Raw genomic sequence first — 15,918 nt, forward strand, 5'->3', positions numbered from 1 at the left:
CGACGGGTTCTATGAAAGGCACGCTGTCAGTATCGACTCATCGCGCTGAGGGCGAAAAGGAGTGACGATGTTGACGTTGGACGAGATATGTATCGACGCAGCCGATCCGACCGTGCTGGGCCAGTGGTGGGCACAGGTGCTGGGGTGGCCGCACCACATCGACGACGAAGGGGACGTGCGGTTAACGGCACCGCCTGGTATGGGCCCGAGCTGGATGTTCCTTCGAGTCGGTGACAAACGAATCGTCAAGAACCGCATCCACTTCGACTTTCGGCCCGACAACCAAGAAGCCGAGGTCAGCCGGTTGCTGGAGCTCGGCGCACGCCATGTCGACATCGGCCAGGGCGAGCAGAGCTGGGTCGTGCTCGCCGATCCGGAAGGTAACGAATTCTGCGTGCTGGCGCACGTTGTCTGATAGTCATAGAGACAGATAGTCGCCGATGTCACCAGAAGTGGGTGCTTATGCGGGAAGTGAAACGCATGAACACGCACGGTCACATCATCGTGAGCGGTGACGACGCGCTGGCGACGACGATCGTCGACGAACTGAACAACGCCGGCACACGCATCGTGAAAATCGCCGACGCCACCGAGCTGGCCGACGCCGGGATCGCAAGCGCACTTGCCATCATCTGCGCCGGGGATGACGATGCGACGAATCTCGAAATCGCGCTGCTGGCAAGGAAAGCCAGCCCCGCCGTGCGGATCGTGGCGCGCCTGGCCAACGACGTGCTGCGAGCGGCGGTGGCCGCCGACAACGGACCGGGAGCGATCCTGGACGTCGCCGATCTGGCCGCGCCCTCCGTCGTCGAGGCCTGTCTGGCGCACAATATGCACCCATTCGAGGCGGCCGGCATCAAATTCGTGGTCTCGGGCACCGAGGCACGCCGTAACGCGACACTGCGCGATATCTTCGGCGATCTGGCACCGGTCGCGGTGATCGAAGGCGAGAAGTCCGCCGACCCTGGCAAGGTTGTCGCCTGCCCCGGCCGCGACTTGCCGGTGCACGCCGGCGACTGGACCGCGATGATCGGCACCGCCGACGAATTGGCAGCCCGCGGCATCAAGTTTCCCCGCCCGACTGAGCGGCGCATGCAGCGCCCGCGATCACGTCGCATGCTCGACGCCGCGCGTACCCTGCGCAGCGACGTCAACCCGATGTTCGGGGGCGCCGTGGCCGCAGCGCTTATCGTGCTGATCGGCTCAACCATCTTGTTGCGCTTCGCCTATCAGCGCCCGGGCATGGCATGGATCGACGCGTTGTACTTCAGCACCGAGACCATCGCGACGGTGGGCTACGGCGACTTCAGCTTCTCCCATCAGCCCACCTGGCTACGCCTGTTCAGCGTCATGTTGATGTTCGCCGGCGTGCTCACCACAGCGGTGCTGGTCGCGTTCATCGCCGACCTGCTGCTGTCGCGCCGCTTCACCCAATCGGCCGGACGACACCGGGCGCGCCACCTGCGCAACCATGTCATCGTCGTCGGTTTGGGCTCTTTCGGCATTCGCGTCGTCCGCGACCTGATCACTGCCGGATACGACGTCGCGGTGATCGAGCTTGATGAGAACAACCGCTACCTGTCGACGGCGGCCGAACTGGACGTGCCGGTAATCTTCGGGGACGCAACGCTGCGTCAGACGCTGGAATCGGCTCGCGTCGACACCGCCCGCGCCGTTGCCGTGCTGACCCAGGACGACATGGTGAACATCGAGACCGGAATCGTACTGCGCGAGATGCTCGGCGCCCGATTCATGCCCGATGTCAACCGGCCCGACGTACCGGTTGTACTGCGCGTATACGACCGCGCGCTGGGGGCCGCACTGGCGCAGCGGTTCGAGTTTGTGAACGTGCGGTCGACGGTCGAACTGGCCGCGCCCTGGTTCATCGGCGCCGCAATGGGCCTGCAGGTGCTGGGGACGTTCTCGGTGGGGCAGCGGTCCTTCATGGTCGGTGGAATGCACGTGGCCGGCGGCAGCGAACTCGACGGCCTGCGAATGTTCGACTTGTCAACGCAGACCCGCGTCATCGCGATCACCCGGCAGGACGCGCCGGTCGCGCTGCACCCGCGCCGCGACGCCCTGCTCTGTGCCGGCGATACCGCATACCTGGTGGGTCCCTACCGCGAGCTATTGGCCACCCTGCGCAAGGGGCAACCTCCGCAACAGTCCTCCCTCGAGAAATCGGGCTGACACAACCCGCCGGATCGAAAACGAGACCCGACGGGCGCTCAACGCCACTTGATGCGACCGCGTGCTCCCCACGCTGGGTCGTCAGCTCCCCACGTCGGAATTCGCTGCACGGACGAACGCCTCACACTTGGCATGATCTTTCCGTCCGTCCGGACCCTTGAGCCGGCTGTTGGCGTCGACACCGTACGGGCGGACTTGTCGAACCGCCGACGATACGTTCGACGCATCGAGCCCTCCCGCAAGGATCACGGGCCGCCCTTCATGGTGGAGTGCTTCGACGATGCGTCGGCTGATGGTCCAGTCGTGGGTAAGTCCCGTGCCGCCGAGCCTTGCGTCCGTCCGGGTATCGAGGAGGACCGCGTCACACACTTCCGAAACTTGTTGCGCGGCTGCAAAGGCTTGCCCGCCCGTTACGTGGACCGTGCCGATGACTCGCAGCGGGCGGCGACGGTGATGCCAGACGGCGCGCATGGTGTCGATCGAGACTTCACCATGCACCTGCACGGCATCCACGCCCACTTGGTCCGCCAGGTCAAGAATTGCTTCCGCGCTGATCACGTGGGTTACCAGCACGGTAGAGACGAAAGGTGCTGCGGCCGAGGCGATCTGCTGGGCGCGCTGGACCGAGAGTTCGTCTTCACTGATATGGGTGGTTCCGACGATCAGGCCGATCGCGTCGGCGCCGGCAGCAACGGCGGCATTGAGGTCGCCCACGGTGCCGATGCCGCAGATCTTCGTCCGTACCCATACCACGCCGCCAGCGTGCCAGCACGCCAAGTCGGTGTCCAGGACGCTGACACGCTCGTCCGTTAAGCCATTGGATGCTAGGCGAATTCGGCGGCTACATCGGCGGCGCGGCGCAGCTGCTCGATGTCTGTGCTGGTCGGGATGAGTTGAACTTCGTCGGCGCCGATCGCGGCGAATTTTCGCAGCACCGCGGCCAGCTCGTCTTCGCTGCCGGCCCATCCGGTCATCGGCGCCATCGCGTCGACGTACTCGGCCGGTATCCAGTTCATGTAGCGACTCAGATGACGATGCACCTGGGCGCGAGCCTGCTCGGGTGACCCGAATGCGAACCAGAACGATGTCGCCAGGTGAGGTTTGGGCCTGTCGGCCGCAGCCCACGCCTCCCGCGCCACGTCGAATAGCTCGTTCTGCTTGGCGACATCGAGGTCCAAGGTGGTGCCGGCCAATCCGTCGGCCCAGCCAGCCGCGCTGCGGATGGTCTTGGGCCCGATGCTGCCGAGAAACAGCGGCGGACCCCCGGCCTGGATCGGGCGCGGCCCGACCGGCACCACCGACTCGGTGATCTTCTCGCCGGCCCACACCCGCTTCATCACCGCTACCCGTTCGGCCATGCCGCGCATGGTCTGCGTTGCGGTATCGGCACCGACGGCGTGGTAGTCCTCGTGCCTGCCGCCGACGCCGACGCCCACCGTCAAGCGGCCGCCGCAGAGCATGTCGCCCGTCGCGAGCGCTTTGGCCAGCATCACCGGGTGGTGCAACTGCGGCACGATGACCGTTGTCAGCAGCCGTACTCGATCGGTCCAGGCGGCCAGCGCACCGAGCAACGTCAGGTTGTCGGGGTTGTCGAACGCGATGCGCTCGCCCCAGCACAGCGACGAGAACGGGCCTTCGTCGATAGCGCGCGCCCAACTCTTCAACAGCGCCGCATCCAGGTCCGGCTCCATCACCGGCATGGTCATTGCTATCCGCACGTATGCGATTCTGGCAGCATGGGTCGATGGGCTTAGGCACCACTTCCATCGCGCACGTCCGCCTGACGGTCACCGATATCGAGCGGTCCAGGCAGTTCTACGAAAGCGTCTTCGGTTGGCCGGTGCTGATCGAGGTCCCGGAGAACGCCGACGAGGCAACGCGGCGCCAGCTGGACTTCTTGTTCGGCGGTGTCATCTACGACCTGGGCGGCACACTGCTCGGCCTGCGGCCGGTGGCGACCGACCGCTTCGACGAGGATCGCGCCGGTCTGGACCACCTCGCGTTCCGTATGGGAAGTAAAGCCGAATTAGATTCGGCCGCTGCGCATCTCGACGAACTCAACATTCGGCATGAGCCGGTGAAAGACATCGGCCCGTCCTACATTCTGGAGTTTCGCGATCCCGACAACATTGCCTTGGAGCTCACCGCACCGAAGTGAAACCGCCGCGAGCGTGCGCAGAATGACCGCCCGAACGGCGTGTCGTCGTACAAACGCGCACACTCGCGGGCAAGAGGAAGGAGGAAGTTATGCCTATCAGCTTCAACCACACCATCGTCAGGTCGCACGACAAGCGCGAATCCGCGGAGTTTCTTGCCGAACTGTTCGGCCTGCCCAATCCGGAGCCATTCGGCCCCTTCATGGTCGTCGCGCTCGAGCACGGCGCCAGCCTGGACTACGCGGACGCTCCCGAGGGTGGACAGATCCCCCGTCAGCACTACGCGTTCCTCGTTTCCGAGGAGGACTTCGACGCCATCTACGGCAAGATCCAATCCCGCGGGCTGGAGCATTGGGCGGACCCGGGCGCCAACCGGCCCGGCGAGATCAACCACCGAGACGGTGGGCGCGGGGTGTACTTCATGGACCCGTCGGGGCACGCGATGGAGATTCTCACCCGCCCGTACGGCTCCGGCGGCTGACGGGGCGGCGATCGCTAGCGCGGAGCTCCGTGCCGCTCGCTTTCCTGATCGCGGTAGTCGTCTGCAAGCTTCGCCACGTGCTTGGGCAGGACGCCGGACGCGACGTCGGCCAGCGTCGTTTCTTCCAGCACCGCCCGCATGCTGGCGCGCAACGCTCGCCACACGTCGGTGAGTGCGGTCGTCGGACCCGAGTACGGCAGGTCGCCCAGCCCGATGTCGCGGACGCTTGCCAATGGCCCGTCGATGCACCGCAGCACGTCGGCAATGCTGATCTCGTTTCCCGGACGAGCGAGTTCGTAACCGCCGTCCCGACCGCGGTGGCTCCTTACCAAGCGGTCGGTGCGCAGGTTGGTCAGAATGTCGACGAGAAACTGCGGCGGTATGCCCTGGGCCTGAGCTAAGTCCTCGGTTTTGACCAGTGTGCCGTCGGTGGTCGCGGCTAGCTGGACCATCGCCCGGACCGCGTATTCCGCCTTGGCCGACATCCGCATTTGGAGAATTCTGCCAGTCAATCGGTGACGCTGAGCACCGCCTCGGCGAACTCCGGGCGGCACACCACCAGATCGGGCAGTAGTGGATCGGGCCGGTTGTACTGCAGGGCAGAACCGTCGAGGCGCGAGGTATGCAAGCCGGCCGCGCGCGCAACTGCGACCGGCGCCGCGGAATCCCATTCGTATTGGCCGCCGGCGTGGACGTACACATCGGCCAGCCCCTGGATGACCGCAGCGACCTTGGCCCCCGCCGACCCCATCTCCACCAAGCTGCCGCCGAGACGCTCGCGTACCTGCAGCGCGATGGCCGGCGGACGGGTGCGCGATACCACGATGCGGGGCGAGCCCGGACATGCGGGCGGCGGGTCGACGTCGGGTGTGGCCAGCGTGATCCCCTGCGCCGGCAAGCCTATTGCGCCGGCGACGAGTTCACCGGATTCCCATAGCGCGACGTGTACGGCCCAATCCTGGCGGCCGAGCTCGGAGAATTCGCGAGTCCCGTCCAGCGGGTCGACGATCCAGACACGATCGGAGCGTAGTCGCACCGGATCGTCGGCGCCCTCTTCGGACAGCACCGCATCACCGGGCCTCGACTGGGCCAGGGCCTGCATCAAGAAGTCATGTGATCGCTTGTCCCCCGCGGCTTTTCGCTCGGGTTGTGTCGCATCGGCCAGCTCGTCGCGCACACCGAGGAGCAGCGCACCGGCCTGGCTCGCCAACTGGTGGGCCAGCTCGTGGTCACTCACGACCGCGATTCAATCAGATCGATGACTTGCTGCGCCAACTCGTCGAGGGTGCGGTCCGGGGTAAGCCTCAGATCAGGCTTCTTCGGCCGCTGATACGGGCTGTCTATCCCGGTAAAGTGCGTGATCTCACCCGCGCGAGCTTTTGCGTACAGCCCCTTGGGATCCCGTCGCTCGCAATCTTCCAGCGGGGTGTCACAGAACACCTCGAGGAATTCGAATCCGGCGTCGGCGTGTACCTTTCGGGCCATTGCGCGGTGCTCGGCGAGTGGGCTGATCGCCGGAACCAGCACGACTTGGCCGGAGTCGGCGAGCAGCGTCGCCACATGCGCCAGCCGCCGTAGGTTCTCCGCTCGGTCGGCCATGCTGAAGCCCAGGTCGGCATTCAGGCCGTGGCGCAGGTTGTCACCGTCGAGAACATAAGCTGGAACGCCCTTTTCGAGCAGCTTCTGTTCGACCAGCATGGCCACCGACGACTTGCCGGAGCCCGACAGGCCGGTGAACCACACTGTCCGGCCGTGACCCGCCCGATCTTCGGCGGTAGCCAGCGACTGGTGCCGCACTGTGTTCGGGCTTGCCGTTTGCGCCGACACGTCGCGCAACACCATGCCCGCCGCCACCGTCCCATTGGTGTCGGGATCGATCAGGATGAATGATCCGGTGCTCGCGTTGCGGGTGTATTCGTCGAGCAGCAGCGGCACTTGTGTGCGCAACGAGATCCGGCCGAGTTCGTTGAGCTGCAACGCCTTTGCGGACTTGTCGCGGTGCAGCGTGTTGACATCGAGCCGATAGTCCAGCTCGGTGACCCGAGCGCGGGTGGTCCGGGTGGTGTGTTTGATGATGTAGTCGCGGCCGGGCTCGAGCACCGCGGAATCGGACATCCAGCACACAGTCGCGTCGAACTGCTGCGCAATCCTCGGTTGATTGTTGGTGCGCGCGATCATGTCACCGCGCGAGATGTCGATGTCGTCTGCGAGGGTCAACGAAACGGCCATCGGCGGAAACGCTTCGCCGACAGGCCCAGTCGGGCCGTCGATAGCGGTGATCCGGGTGGTCTTGCCGATCGGCAGCACGATCACCTCGTCGCCCGGCCGCATCACCCCACTGGCCACGGTGCCCGCGTAGCTGCGGTGGTCTTGATGCTCCAGGGTGTGCGGCCGGATTACGTACTGAACCGGAAACCGCACGTCGACCAGGTTTCGGTCACCGGCGATGTAAACCTCTTCGAGATGTGAAAGCAGCGAGGGGCCCTCGTACCACGGCGTCTGGTCGGACTTGGTCACCACGTTGTCGCCGTGCAGCGCCGAGATCGGGACGGTGGCGACGTCCTGCACATCCAGACGTGCGGCAAAGGCGTGGAACTCGTCGCGGATGGCCTCGAATTTCTCTTTGTCCCAACCGATCAGGTCCATCTTGTTGACCGCAAGCACCACATGCTGGATGCCCAGCAGCGAGGCCAGGAAAGCGTGCCGGCGGGACTGCTCCAGCAGGCCATGCCGGGCGTCGACCAGCACGATCACCAGTTGAGCGGTGGATGCACCGGTCACCATGTTGCGGGTGTACTGGATGTGACCCGGAGTGTCGGCGATGATGAATTTCCGCTTGGGAGTGGCGAAATAGCGGTAGGCGACGTCGATGGTGATGCCTTGTTCACGTTCGGCCCGCAGCCCGTCGGTTACCAGGGCCAGGTCGGTGTATCCGTGACCGCGCTCTTTCGACGTCCGCTCCACCGATGCCCACTGGTCTTCCATCACGGCCTTGGAGTCGTAGAGCAACCGCCCGATCAGCGTGGATTTGCCGTCGTCGACGGAGCCGGCGGTGGCCAGCCTCAGCAGGGTGGCGGGTGCGGCCATCAGAAGTACCCCTGCCGTTTGCGGTCTTCCATCCCGGCTTCTGAGATCCGGTCGTCAGCCCTGGTCGCCCCGCGCTCGGTCAGCCGGGCCACCGCGGTCTCGGCGATGACCTCCGACACCGTGGCGGCCATCGATTCCACGCAGCCCGTACAGGTGACATCGCCGACGGTGCGGAATCGCACGGTGGCCTCGAACACCCGCTCGTCCGCGCGCGGCTGCATGTGCCGGTGGACCGCCAGCAACATGCCGTCGCGTTGAAAGACCTTGCGGCGGTGCGCGAAATAGATCGAGGGCAGTTTGACCTTCTCAGCGCCTATGTATGACCAGATGTCGAACTCGGTCCAGTTGGACAGTGGGAACACCCGGATGTGTTCGCCCTTGTGGTGCCTTCCGTTGTAGAGATTCCATAGCTCCGGCCGTTGCGATTTCGGATCCCACTGGCCGAACTCGTCGCGGAAACTGAACACCCGCTCCTTGGCGCGTGCCTTCTCCTCGTCGCGTCGCGCGCCGCCGAATGCCGCGTCGAACTTGTTTTCCCGGATGGCGCGCAACAGCGTCACCGTCTGGATCGGATTGCGCGACGGGATGGTTTCGACGACCCGGCCGGCGTCGATGTCGTCCTGCACGGACGCGACCACCAAGCGCACCCCATGTTCTGCCACCAGCTCGTCACGGGTGGCGATGACCTCGTCGAAGTTGTGGCCCGTATCGACATGCATCACCGGAAACGGCAGCCGGCCGGGACGAAAAGCCTTGAGCGCCAAGTGCAGCATGACAATGGAGTCCTTGCCGCCGGAGAACAGCAGCACCGGCCGCTCGAATTCGGCCGCGACCTCCCGGATGATGTGGATGGCCTCTGCCTCAAGCGAGCGGAGGTGCGTCAGTTCATATTGTCCGGCCGACGGGCCGGCTTTCGCGTCGACAGTCATCGGGTTGTCCGCATTCTGGGTAATCCTGGCCGAACTGGCCATATTAATGATTATTGCCGTATATGCAAGCAGCCACTGCCTCCGCTGTCAAGGCGAGGCAATACGCGTGATCCCCGGCAATTGTGGTTTTTGCGGATATGCTGCTGTTAGCAGCATAATGCTGCTATGGCGGCGATAACCATCCGCGACGTGCCCGAAGAAACCCGCGATGAGCTTGCCTCGCGGGCCGCGCTCAGTGGTCGCTCACTGCAGGAATACCTACGTGCTCAGCTGATCGAGCTGGCCAGACGGCCGGATGCCGAGGTGCTGCTGGCGAAGGTTCGCGACCGCAAGCACCGCATCGGCAGCCAGCTGTCGGCCGAGTCGATCCTCGGCCACCGCGATGCAGACCGCCGATGACCCTTGTTGTCGACTCGAGCCTCGTGGTAGCTGCCCTTGTCGACACCGGTCCGGTCGGAAGATGGGCCGACCGGCTGCTCGCCTCGGATGACCTCGCCGCACCCCACCTGATGCCGGTAGAAGCGGCCAACATATTGCGGCGAGCGGCGATGGCCGGCGAGATCTCTGCCGACAGCGCGGCGTTAGCTCACGCGGACCTGCTGGCTCTACGGGTCGGGTTGTTCGCTTACGAGCCGTTTGCCGAACGTGTGTGGGAGCTACGGAAGAATCTAGCCGCATACGACGCCTGGTACGTCGCGCTGGCTGAGTTGTTGAGCGCGCCGCTAGCGACGTTAGACCCCCGACTGGCGAACTCTTCCGGTCCACGTTGCGCGTTCGCCATCCCGTAGCCGGCGCATGTTCGGCCGCTACAGCGTGACCTCGTTGAGCTTGCCGGTGGCGACGTCGAAGACAAAGCCACGCAGCGACACGTGCTTGTTGACAAACGGACTGTTCTCGATGCGCCGCAACGACTGCCGGACATCTTCCTCAGCATCAGGAAACGCCTCGGCGGCCCAGGGCGGCTTCACCCCGGTCTCTTCCTGAATGTTGCGCTTGAAGTCGTCGTCGGTGAAGGTGAGCATGCCGCAGTCGGTGTGGTGAATCAGGATGATCTCCTGGGTTCCCAGCAGCCGCTGGCTGATGGCCAGCGAGCGGATGGCGTCGTCGGTGACAACCCCGCCGGCGTTCCGGATCACGTGAGCTTCACCCTCGTTGAGTCCGAGCAGGCGGTACACGTCCAGTCGGGCGTCCATGCACGCGAGGACCGCGACGTGTTTGCTGGGCGGCATCGGTAGCGGACCTTTGAAATTGCTCGCGTATTTGGCGTTGTTGGCCAAATATTCCTCGGTAACCGTCACGCCAGTCTCCTCGGGATCACGGGATGGAATTTGCTACGCAGATCGATGCCGCGGTGGATTTTAACAACCGACTGCCGGGATTTCACGGGTCTGGATCAACCGGAATGGAATGACGTGGCGCCAGTCGTGGCGATCGTGAGCGCGCGCTGGGGGGCGGGTCGCCACCATCAGGATTTGGACTGGACGGCGACGTTGTCCGCGCCAAGCGGCCGGACATCTCTTAACCTGTCCCAATGCGACGCGTGCGGGGCGATCAAGCATGATTCGCTTCCTCCTGCGCCGGCTGCTCAATTACATCGTGCTGCTGATCCTCGCGTCCTTCTTGGCCTTCTGCCTGGCGTCGGTGATGTTTCACCCGCTCGAGACTTATATCCAGCGGCACCCGACGCCTTCGCTGGAGGCGATCCATGCGAAGAAGGTTGAACTGGGTTTGGATAAACCGATACCCATCCGGTACGGGAAATGGGCGTCCGGTGCGGTCCGTGGAGACTTCGGCAAAACGGTGACCAGTCACCCCGTCTCCGACGAGCTGTGGCATCGGATCGGGGTCAGTCTGCGGCTCGTGGTGACCGGTTCGGCGCTTGGCACGATAATCGGCGTCATCGTAGGGGCTTGGGGAGCCATCCGTCAGTACCGGTTCAGCGACCGCGTCATCACCGTGCTGTCGTTGATCATCTTGAGCGTTCCCTCGTTTGTGCTGGCGGGACTGCTCATCCTGGCCGGGCTGCGCGTCAACATGCTCACCGGGCTGCGAATCTTCCAATACACGGGCGAGACTTCACCGATTCCGCCCGCCGGGATGTGGAACCACTTCGTCGACCGCGTGCAACACCTCGTTTTACCGACGCTGACCTTGGCCTTGCTCGCAATCGCAAGCTTCAGCCGCTACCAGCGCAACGCCATGCTGGACGTACTGAGCGAGGATTTCATCCGGACCGCGCGTGCCAAGGGCCTGACCCGCCGGCGTGCGCTGTTGAAACACGGACTGCGCACCGCGCTGATTCCACTGGCCACCTTGTTCGCCTACGGGGTCAGCGGCTTGGTTGTCGGCGCAGTGTTCGTGGAGAAGATCTTCGGCTGGCACGGCATGGGCGAGTGGGTGGTACAAGGCATTTCCACGCAGGACACCAATGTCGTTGCCGCCATTACGTTGTTCTCCGGCGCGGCAGTTCTGCTCGCCGGACTGTTGTCCGACGTCTTCTATGCGTTGTTGGACCCGAGAGTGCGGGTCTCGTGATGCACACCGGCGACGCCGCAGAACGACATGATGCCGAGGAGCAGCGCTCATGACTCGCGGGGCTACCGCGGAAGTCAAGTCTGGTGTACACCCGGCGGGCACCTTCACCTCACGGCGAAACCTGATAGCGCGCAGATTCTTTCGCAACAGGCCCGCGGTCGTCGCGGTTATTCTGCTGCTGGTGGGATTTGCCGGTTGCTACGCGCTGCCGCCCCTACTTCCCTACGACTACAACCATCTCGACCTCGACGCGCTGCTGCAGCCACCGTCACTCAAGCACTGGTTCGGCACGAATGCCCTCGGTCAGGATCTGCTGGCCCGGATTCTGCGCGGCATGCAGAAGTCGATGCTGATCGGTTTCTGCGTGGCTCTGATCTCGACGACCATCGCCGCCACCGTCGGCTCAGTTGCAGGTTATTTCGGCGGCTGGCGCGATGGGGCCTTGATGTGGCTGGTTGACCTGCTGCTGGTGGTGCCAAGCTTTCTGCTGATCGCCATCGTCGCTCAGCGCACGAAAGGGTCGAGCAACATCTTCTGGCTGATAGTGCTCCTCGCGATCTTCGGCTGGATGGTCAGCTCGCGCATGGTGCGCGGTCTGACGATGAGCCTCAGGGAACGCGAATTCGTCCGTGCGGCAAGGTATATGGGCGTCTCCAGCCGACGGGTCATTGTGCATCACATCGTGCCCAACGTGGCGTCCATCCTCATCATCGACGCGACGCTGAATGTCGGACTCGCGATCCTCGCCGAAACCGGTTTGAGCTTCCTGGGATTCGGTGTTCAGCCCCCCGATGTGTCGTTGGGGACGTTGATCGCCGACGGCGAGCCTTCAGTCACCACGTTCCCCTGGGTCTTCCTGTTTCCCGCTGGGGCGCTGGTTCTGATTGTCCTGTGCGCCAACCTCGCCGGCGACGGCCTGCGGGACGCGCTGGACCCGCGCAGTCCTCAGCGCCGCAAGAGGCGGCAATGACGGCGCTGTTGGAGGTGACGGATCTGAACGTCACCTTCGACGCCGGGCACGCTGCGGTGGCCGCGGTGCGGGGCATGACGTACCACATCGATCCCGGCGAAGTCGTCGCCATCGTCGGAGAATCCGGTTCGGGCAAAAGCACTGCGGCGATGGCGGTAATCGGACTGTTACCCGAGTACGCGAAGGTGTCCGGATCGATCCGCTTGCGCGACGAGGAATTGCTCGGACTGTCCGACCAGGCGATGTCACGGATCCGCGGCAACGCGGTCGGCACCATATTCCAGGACCCGATGTCGGCGCTGACCCCGGTCTACACCATTGGCGACCAGATCGCCGAAGCGATCGAAGTTCACCACCGCGACATCAGCCGAGCGAACGCCCGCAAGCGTGCCGTCGAGCTACTCGAGCTGGTTGGCATCTCGCAGCCGACAAGCCGGGCCAGGGCTTTCCCGCACGAGCTATCCGGCGGCGAGCGCCAGCGGGTGGTGATCGCGATCGCGATCGCGAATGATCCCGACCTGTTGATCTGCGACGAACCGACCACCGCGCTGGACGTCACCGTTCAGGCCCAAATCCTCGATGTGCTCAGAACTGCGCGAGACGTGACCGGCGCCGGGGTGCTGATCATCACCCATGACCTGGGTGTGGTGTCCGAGTTCGCCGACCGGGCAATCGTCATGTACGCCGGGCGTGGCGTCGAGATCGCCGCGGTCGAAGATCTCTACCGCGATCGCCGGATGCCGTACACCGTCGGGTTGCTCGGTTCGGTGCCCAGACTTGACGCGCCACAGGGCACCCGGCTGATTCCCATTCCGGGTGCACCGCCGACGATGTCGTCACTGCCCCTCGATGAGTGCCCGTTCGCCCCCCGCTGTCCACTCGTGATCGATCGATGTCGTTCGGCGGAACCCGATCTCGTCGTGGTGGGGAACGGCCATCGAGCGGCGTGCATCCGCACCAACGACGTCGCAGGACGTAGCGCGGCCGAAATCTTCGGCGTTTCAACGCAACCGCCCGACATGGAAAGCACGGCCGAGGAGCCCCGGACGGTGCTGCAGATTACGGATCTCGCCAAGACTTACCCGCTCACCAAGGGAGTGGTGTTGCGCAGGCGGGTGGGTGAGGTACGCGCGGTCGACGGCGTGAGTTTCACCCTGGAAGAAGGCCGCACCCTGGGCATCGTCGGCGAGTCCGGTTCGGGCAAATCGACAACGCTCACTCAGGTTCTGGAACTCAACGCACCGCAGGCGGGTTCCATCGAGATTCTCGGCACCGACGTCTCGTCGCTCGACAAGGCCGCCCGTCGCAAACTCCGGACCGAGTTGCAGGTGGTGTTCCAGGACCCTGTGGCCTCGCTGGACCCACGCCTGCCGGTGTTCGATGTTGTCGCTGAACCGTTGGTGGCCAACGGGTTCGACAGGCCGCGGTGCGAGGAGCGGGTCGCCGAGCTGCTTTCGGTCGTCGGACTCGACCGTGGCGCCGCCAGCCGGTACCCCGCCGAGTTCTCCGGTGGGCAGAAGCAACGGATCGGCATTGCGCGGGCACTGGCTTTGCAGCCGAAGATCCTTGCCCTCGACGAGCCGGTTTCGGCGCTCGACGTGTCGATTCAAGCGGGCATCATCAACTTGCTCCTTGATCTGCAGGCACGCTTCGGATTGTCGTATTTATTTGTGTCGCACGATCTTTCAGTGGTGAAACACTTGGCGCACCGGGTGGCGGTGATGTATCGGGGAACGATCGTGGAGCAGGGCGACGGCGATCAGGTGTTCAGCAACCCGCAACACGAGTACACGCAGCGACTGCTGGCTGCGGTTCCGCGGGCGCGACCCCAGGGAGATTGATGTCGCCGGCGGTTAGCATCGTGCGGGTGAGGCGCGCGCAGACTGTTCGCAAGGTTGCGGTTTTGGCGCTGGGCGCTGTGCTGGTCGCCACCGGCTGCTCGGATGGCTACCGCGACATCACGGAGGCACACGCCGCACGGATCGGCACCACCAGCGACATCAACCCCCGGGACCCGGCGACCCTGCGCGACGGCGGCAATCTGCGGCTTTCGCTGACGATGTTCCCGGATAACTTCAACGTGTCCAACATCGACGGCAACACGGCAGCCACCGGATCGGTTATCGGCCCGACGCTGCCGGGAGTCTTCATCACCAGCGCCGACGGCTCACAGCGGCTCAACACCGACTACTTCACGAACGTCGAGTTGACCGGTACCAACCCGCAGGTCGTCACCTACACAATCAACCCTAAAGCGGTATGGACCGACGGCACCCCGATCGTCTGGGAGGACCTCGCGGCCCTGGCGCACGCCTGCAGCGGCCGCGACGAGCGGTACCTGATCGCCAGCAGCTCCGGTTATGAACAGGTGAAGTCGGTGACCAGAGGCGTTGACGACCGCCAAGCGGTGGTCACCTTCGACAAGCCGTATTCGGAATGGCGTGCATTGTTCGGCGGCCTGCAACCGCACAGCATGACGGCGGACCCGGATGTGTTCAACAAGGGCCAACTCAACGCACCCGGCCCGTCAGCGGGACCATTCGTCGTCTCCACGATCAACCGAACCGCACAGCGGGTTGTGCTGACTCGAAATCCCCGTTGGTGGGGAGCCAAGCCGCGGCTCGACTCCATCACGTTCCTGGTCCTCGATCCCCTCGGCGTCATCCCCGCCCTGCAGAACAATGCGATTGATTCCGCCGACGTGGGTTCCATTGCCGACATGGTCACCGCGCGGCGCACACCGGGGATTGCGATCCGAAGCGCGCCAGCGCTGGAGTGGTACCACATCACCTTCAACGGCGCGCGCGGATCAATCATGGAGGACCCCAGGCTGCGGCTGGCGATCAGCAAAGGCATCGACCGCCAGGCCATCGCCGACGTAGTCCAGCATGGCCTGACGCCGCATCCGACGCCGCTGAACAACCACATCTTCATGGCGGGGCAGTTGGGTTACCAAGACAACAGCGCACCGGCCGCCTACAACCCCGACCGGGCCCGCGAAGAGCTCGACGCCTTGGGCTGGAAGCTCAACGGAGCGGTACGCGAGAAGAACGGCAAGCAACTCGTCATTCGTGATCCGTTCTACGATCAGGAGTTTCGGCGGCAGATCGGGCTTGTCGCCCAGCAGAACCTGGCGCAGATCGGTGTCAAGCTGGTGCTCGACCCCAAACCGGGCACCGGATTCTTCAGTCAGTATGTGAGCACTGGCGACTTCGACGTCGTCGAATTCGGTTGGGTGGGTGGTGGTTATCCACTTTCAGCACTGCGTCAGATATACGCTTCGAAGGGCGAAAGCAATTTCGGCAAAATAGGCAGCCCGGAGATCGACGCCAAGATCGACCAGGCATTGTCCGAGCTGGACCCGGACCGAGCCCGTGCGCTCGCCAACGAGATCGACAGGATGCTCTGGTGGGAAGGATTCAGCCTGCCGCTGTTCCAGTCGCCCGGCGATGTGGCGGTGCGCAGCGATCTGGCGAACTTCGGCGCGTTTGGGCTGGCCGACGTGGATTGGACTGCAGTGGGATTCGTTCGCTAGCAGACGCCGAATCGCCGCCGAGCAGACGCAAAATC

17 protein-coding genes are annotated in these 15,918 nt (G+C 64.3%); 10 read left to right on the forward strand and 7 right to left on the reverse strand.

The window, feature by feature from the left end; genetic code table 11:
• Nucleotides 1–67 precede the first annotated feature (67 nt).
• Nucleotides 68–415: a VOC family protein gene (locus A9W99_RS22770; protein WP_067383780.1), complete on the forward strand. Its 348-nt coding sequence runs from the start codon at nucleotides 68–70 to the stop codon at nucleotides 413–415.
• Nucleotides 416–480: 65 nt separating this feature from the next.
• Nucleotides 481–2,190: an NAD-binding protein gene (locus A9W99_RS22775; RefSeq protein ID WP_067383783.1), complete on the forward strand. Its 1,710-nt coding sequence runs from the start codon at nucleotides 481–483 to the stop codon at nucleotides 2,188–2,190.
• An 81-nt stretch (nucleotides 2,191–2,271) separates the two neighbouring features.
• Here A9W99_RS22775 and A9W99_RS22780 read toward each other — a convergent pair whose 3' ends face one another.
• Both A9W99_RS22780 and A9W99_RS22785 read right to left on the reverse strand, forming a co-directional pair.
• The gene (locus A9W99_RS22780; protein ID WP_067383586.1) at nucleotides 2,272–2,943 is read right to left on the reverse strand and encodes a phosphoribosylanthranilate isomerase; all 672 of its coding nucleotides are present in this window, start codon (nucleotides 2,941–2,943) and stop codon (nucleotides 2,272–2,274) included.
• Between the two features lie 71 nt (nucleotides 2,944–3,014).
• Nucleotides 3,015–3,896, reverse strand: coding sequence for an LLM class flavin-dependent oxidoreductase (locus A9W99_RS22785; RefSeq protein WP_067383588.1), 882 nt, complete (start codon nucleotides 3,894–3,896; stop codon nucleotides 3,015–3,017).
• Between the two features lie 38 nt (nucleotides 3,897–3,934).
• On the opposite strand from A9W99_RS22785, the gene A9W99_RS22790 reads away from it, so the two are divergent.
• Nucleotides 3,935–4,348: a VOC family protein gene (locus A9W99_RS22790; protein WP_067383786.1), complete on the forward strand. Its 414-nt coding sequence runs from the start codon at nucleotides 3,935–3,937 to the stop codon at nucleotides 4,346–4,348.
• 89 nt (nucleotides 4,349–4,437) lie between these two features.
• Nucleotides 4,438–4,827, forward strand: a complete 390-nt coding sequence (locus tag A9W99_RS22795; protein ID WP_067383591.1) for a VOC family protein — start codon at nucleotides 4,438–4,440, stop codon at nucleotides 4,825–4,827.
• Nucleotides 4,828–4,841: 14 nt separating this feature from the next.
• Here the strand turns inward: A9W99_RS22795 and A9W99_RS22800 are convergent, their stop codons facing one another.
• From A9W99_RS22800 to cysD, 4 genes are read right to left on the reverse strand one after another with little or no spacing between them, the layout of a single operon-like run.
• Nucleotides 4,842–5,318 carry an RrF2 family transcriptional regulator gene (locus A9W99_RS22800; RefSeq protein WP_067383594.1) on the reverse strand — a complete coding sequence of 159 codons (477 nt, stop codon included), beginning with the start codon at nucleotides 5,316–5,318 and terminating at the stop codon, nucleotides 4,842–4,844.
• A gap of 17 nt (nucleotides 5,319–5,335) precedes the next feature.
• Entirely contained in the window at nucleotides 5,336–6,064 is a 729-nt protein-coding gene (locus A9W99_RS22805) for a 3'(2'),5'-bisphosphate nucleotidase CysQ (protein ID WP_067383597.1), read from the reverse strand.
• Nucleotides 6,061–7,914 (reverse strand): adenylyl-sulfate kinase, encoded by a 1,854-nt coding sequence (gene cysC, locus A9W99_RS22810; protein WP_067383600.1) that lies wholly within the window; start codon nucleotides 7,912–7,914, stop codon nucleotides 6,061–6,063. The genes A9W99_RS22805 and cysC overlap by 4 nt, the downstream gene beginning before the upstream one ends.
• A complete protein-coding gene (cysD, locus tag A9W99_RS22815; RefSeq protein ID WP_067383605.1) occupies nucleotides 7,914–8,843 on the reverse strand; it encodes a sulfate adenylyltransferase subunit CysD in 930 nt (309 codons plus the stop codon). Before cysD ends, cysC begins: the two co-directional genes overlap by 1 nt.
• 165 nt (nucleotides 8,844–9,008) lie before the next feature.
• On the opposite strand from cysD, the gene A9W99_RS22820 reads away from it, so the two are divergent.
• Together A9W99_RS22820 and A9W99_RS22825 are read left to right on the forward strand one after the other, a co-directional pair.
• A complete protein-coding gene (locus tag A9W99_RS22820; RefSeq protein WP_067383608.1) occupies nucleotides 9,009–9,242 on the forward strand; it encodes a hypothetical protein in 234 nt (77 codons plus the stop codon).
• Complete coding sequence (locus tag A9W99_RS22825; RefSeq protein ID WP_067383611.1) at nucleotides 9,239–9,631, forward strand: type II toxin-antitoxin system VapC family toxin; 393 nt, start codon at nucleotides 9,239–9,241, stop codon at nucleotides 9,629–9,631. The genes A9W99_RS22820 and A9W99_RS22825 overlap by 4 nt, the downstream gene beginning before the upstream one ends.
• Before the next feature lie 18 nt (nucleotides 9,632–9,649).
• On the opposite strand, the gene A9W99_RS22830 is transcribed toward A9W99_RS22825, so the two are convergent.
• Complete coding sequence (locus tag A9W99_RS22830) at nucleotides 9,650–10,141, reverse strand: carbonic anhydrase (RefSeq protein WP_067383612.1); 492 nt, start codon at nucleotides 10,139–10,141, stop codon at nucleotides 9,650–9,652.
• A 259-nt stretch (nucleotides 10,142–10,400) separates the two neighbouring features.
• On the opposite strand from A9W99_RS22830, the gene A9W99_RS22835 reads away from it, so the two are divergent.
• Genes A9W99_RS22835 through A9W99_RS22850 form a run of 4 tightly spaced genes read left to right on the forward strand, consistent with a single transcriptional unit; the run spans nucleotide 10,401 to nucleotide 15,883 of the window.
• Nucleotides 10,401–11,378, forward strand: coding sequence for an ABC transporter permease (locus tag A9W99_RS22835; RefSeq protein WP_067383614.1), 978 nt, complete (start codon nucleotides 10,401–10,403; stop codon nucleotides 11,376–11,378).
• A 49-nt stretch (nucleotides 11,379–11,427) separates the two neighbouring features.
• Nucleotides 11,428–12,348: an ABC transporter permease gene (locus A9W99_RS22840; RefSeq protein ID WP_067383616.1), complete on the forward strand. Its 921-nt coding sequence runs from the start codon at nucleotides 11,428–11,430 to the stop codon at nucleotides 12,346–12,348.
• Entirely contained in the window at nucleotides 12,345–14,189 is a 1,845-nt protein-coding gene (locus A9W99_RS22845; RefSeq protein ID WP_067383619.1) for an ABC transporter ATP-binding protein, read from the forward strand. Before A9W99_RS22840 ends, A9W99_RS22845 begins: the two co-directional genes overlap by 4 nt.
• Before the next feature lie 26 nt (nucleotides 14,190–14,215).
• Entirely contained in the window at nucleotides 14,216–15,883 is a 1,668-nt protein-coding gene (locus tag A9W99_RS22850; protein WP_371514980.1) for an ABC transporter family substrate-binding protein, read from the forward strand.
• Nucleotides 15,884–15,918: the final 35 nt, after the last annotated feature.

This window comes from Mycobacterium sp. 1164966.3 (genome assembly GCF_001665395.1).
Lineage (GTDB): Bacteria > Actinomycetota > Actinomycetes > Mycobacteriales > Mycobacteriaceae > Mycobacterium.

Excerpts from the sequence above, each read along its gene's own strand:
- A9W99_RS22795 (WP_067383591.1), top strand. The coding sequence starts at position 4,438 with ATGCCTATCAGCTTCAACCACACCATCGTCAGGTCGCACGACAAGCGC.
- A9W99_RS22785 (WP_067383588.1), bottom strand. The coding sequence starts at position 3,896 with ATGACCATGCCGGTGATGGAGCCGGACCTGGATGCGGCGCTGTTGAAG.
- A9W99_RS22775 (WP_067383783.1), top strand. The coding sequence starts at position 481 with ATGAACACGCACGGTCACATCATCGTGAGCGGTGACGACGCGCTGGCG.
- A9W99_RS22825 (WP_067383611.1), top strand. The coding sequence starts at position 9,239 with ATGACCCTTGTTGTCGACTCGAGCCTCGTGGTAGCTGCCCTTGTCGAC.
- A9W99_RS22770 (WP_067383780.1), top strand. The coding sequence starts at position 68 with ATGTTGACGTTGGACGAGATATGTATCGACGCAGCCGATCCGACCGTG.
- A9W99_RS22840 (WP_067383616.1), top strand. The coding sequence starts at position 11,428 with ATGACTCGCGGGGCTACCGCGGAAGTCAAGTCTGGTGTACACCCGGCG.
- A9W99_RS22790 (WP_067383786.1), top strand. The coding sequence starts at position 3,935 with ATGGGCTTAGGCACCACTTCCATCGCGCACGTCCGCCTGACGGTCACC.
- cysD (WP_067383605.1), bottom strand. The coding sequence starts at position 8,843 with ATGACTGTCGACGCGAAAGCCGGCCCGTCGGCCGGACAATATGAACTG.
- A9W99_RS22820 (WP_067383608.1), top strand. The coding sequence starts at position 9,009 with ATGGCGGCGATAACCATCCGCGACGTGCCCGAAGAAACCCGCGATGAG.
- A9W99_RS22800 (WP_067383594.1), bottom strand. The coding sequence starts at position 5,318 with ATGCGGATGTCGGCCAAGGCGGAATACGCGGTCCGGGCGATGGTCCAG.
- cysC (WP_067383600.1), bottom strand. The coding sequence starts at position 7,914 with ATGGCCGCACCCGCCACCCTGCTGAGGCTGGCCACCGCCGGCTCCGTC.
- A9W99_RS22835 (WP_067383614.1), top strand. The coding sequence starts at position 10,401 with ATGATTCGCTTCCTCCTGCGCCGGCTGCTCAATTACATCGTGCTGCTG.
- A9W99_RS22845 (WP_067383619.1), top strand. The coding sequence starts at position 12,345 with ATGACGGCGCTGTTGGAGGTGACGGATCTGAACGTCACCTTCGACGCC.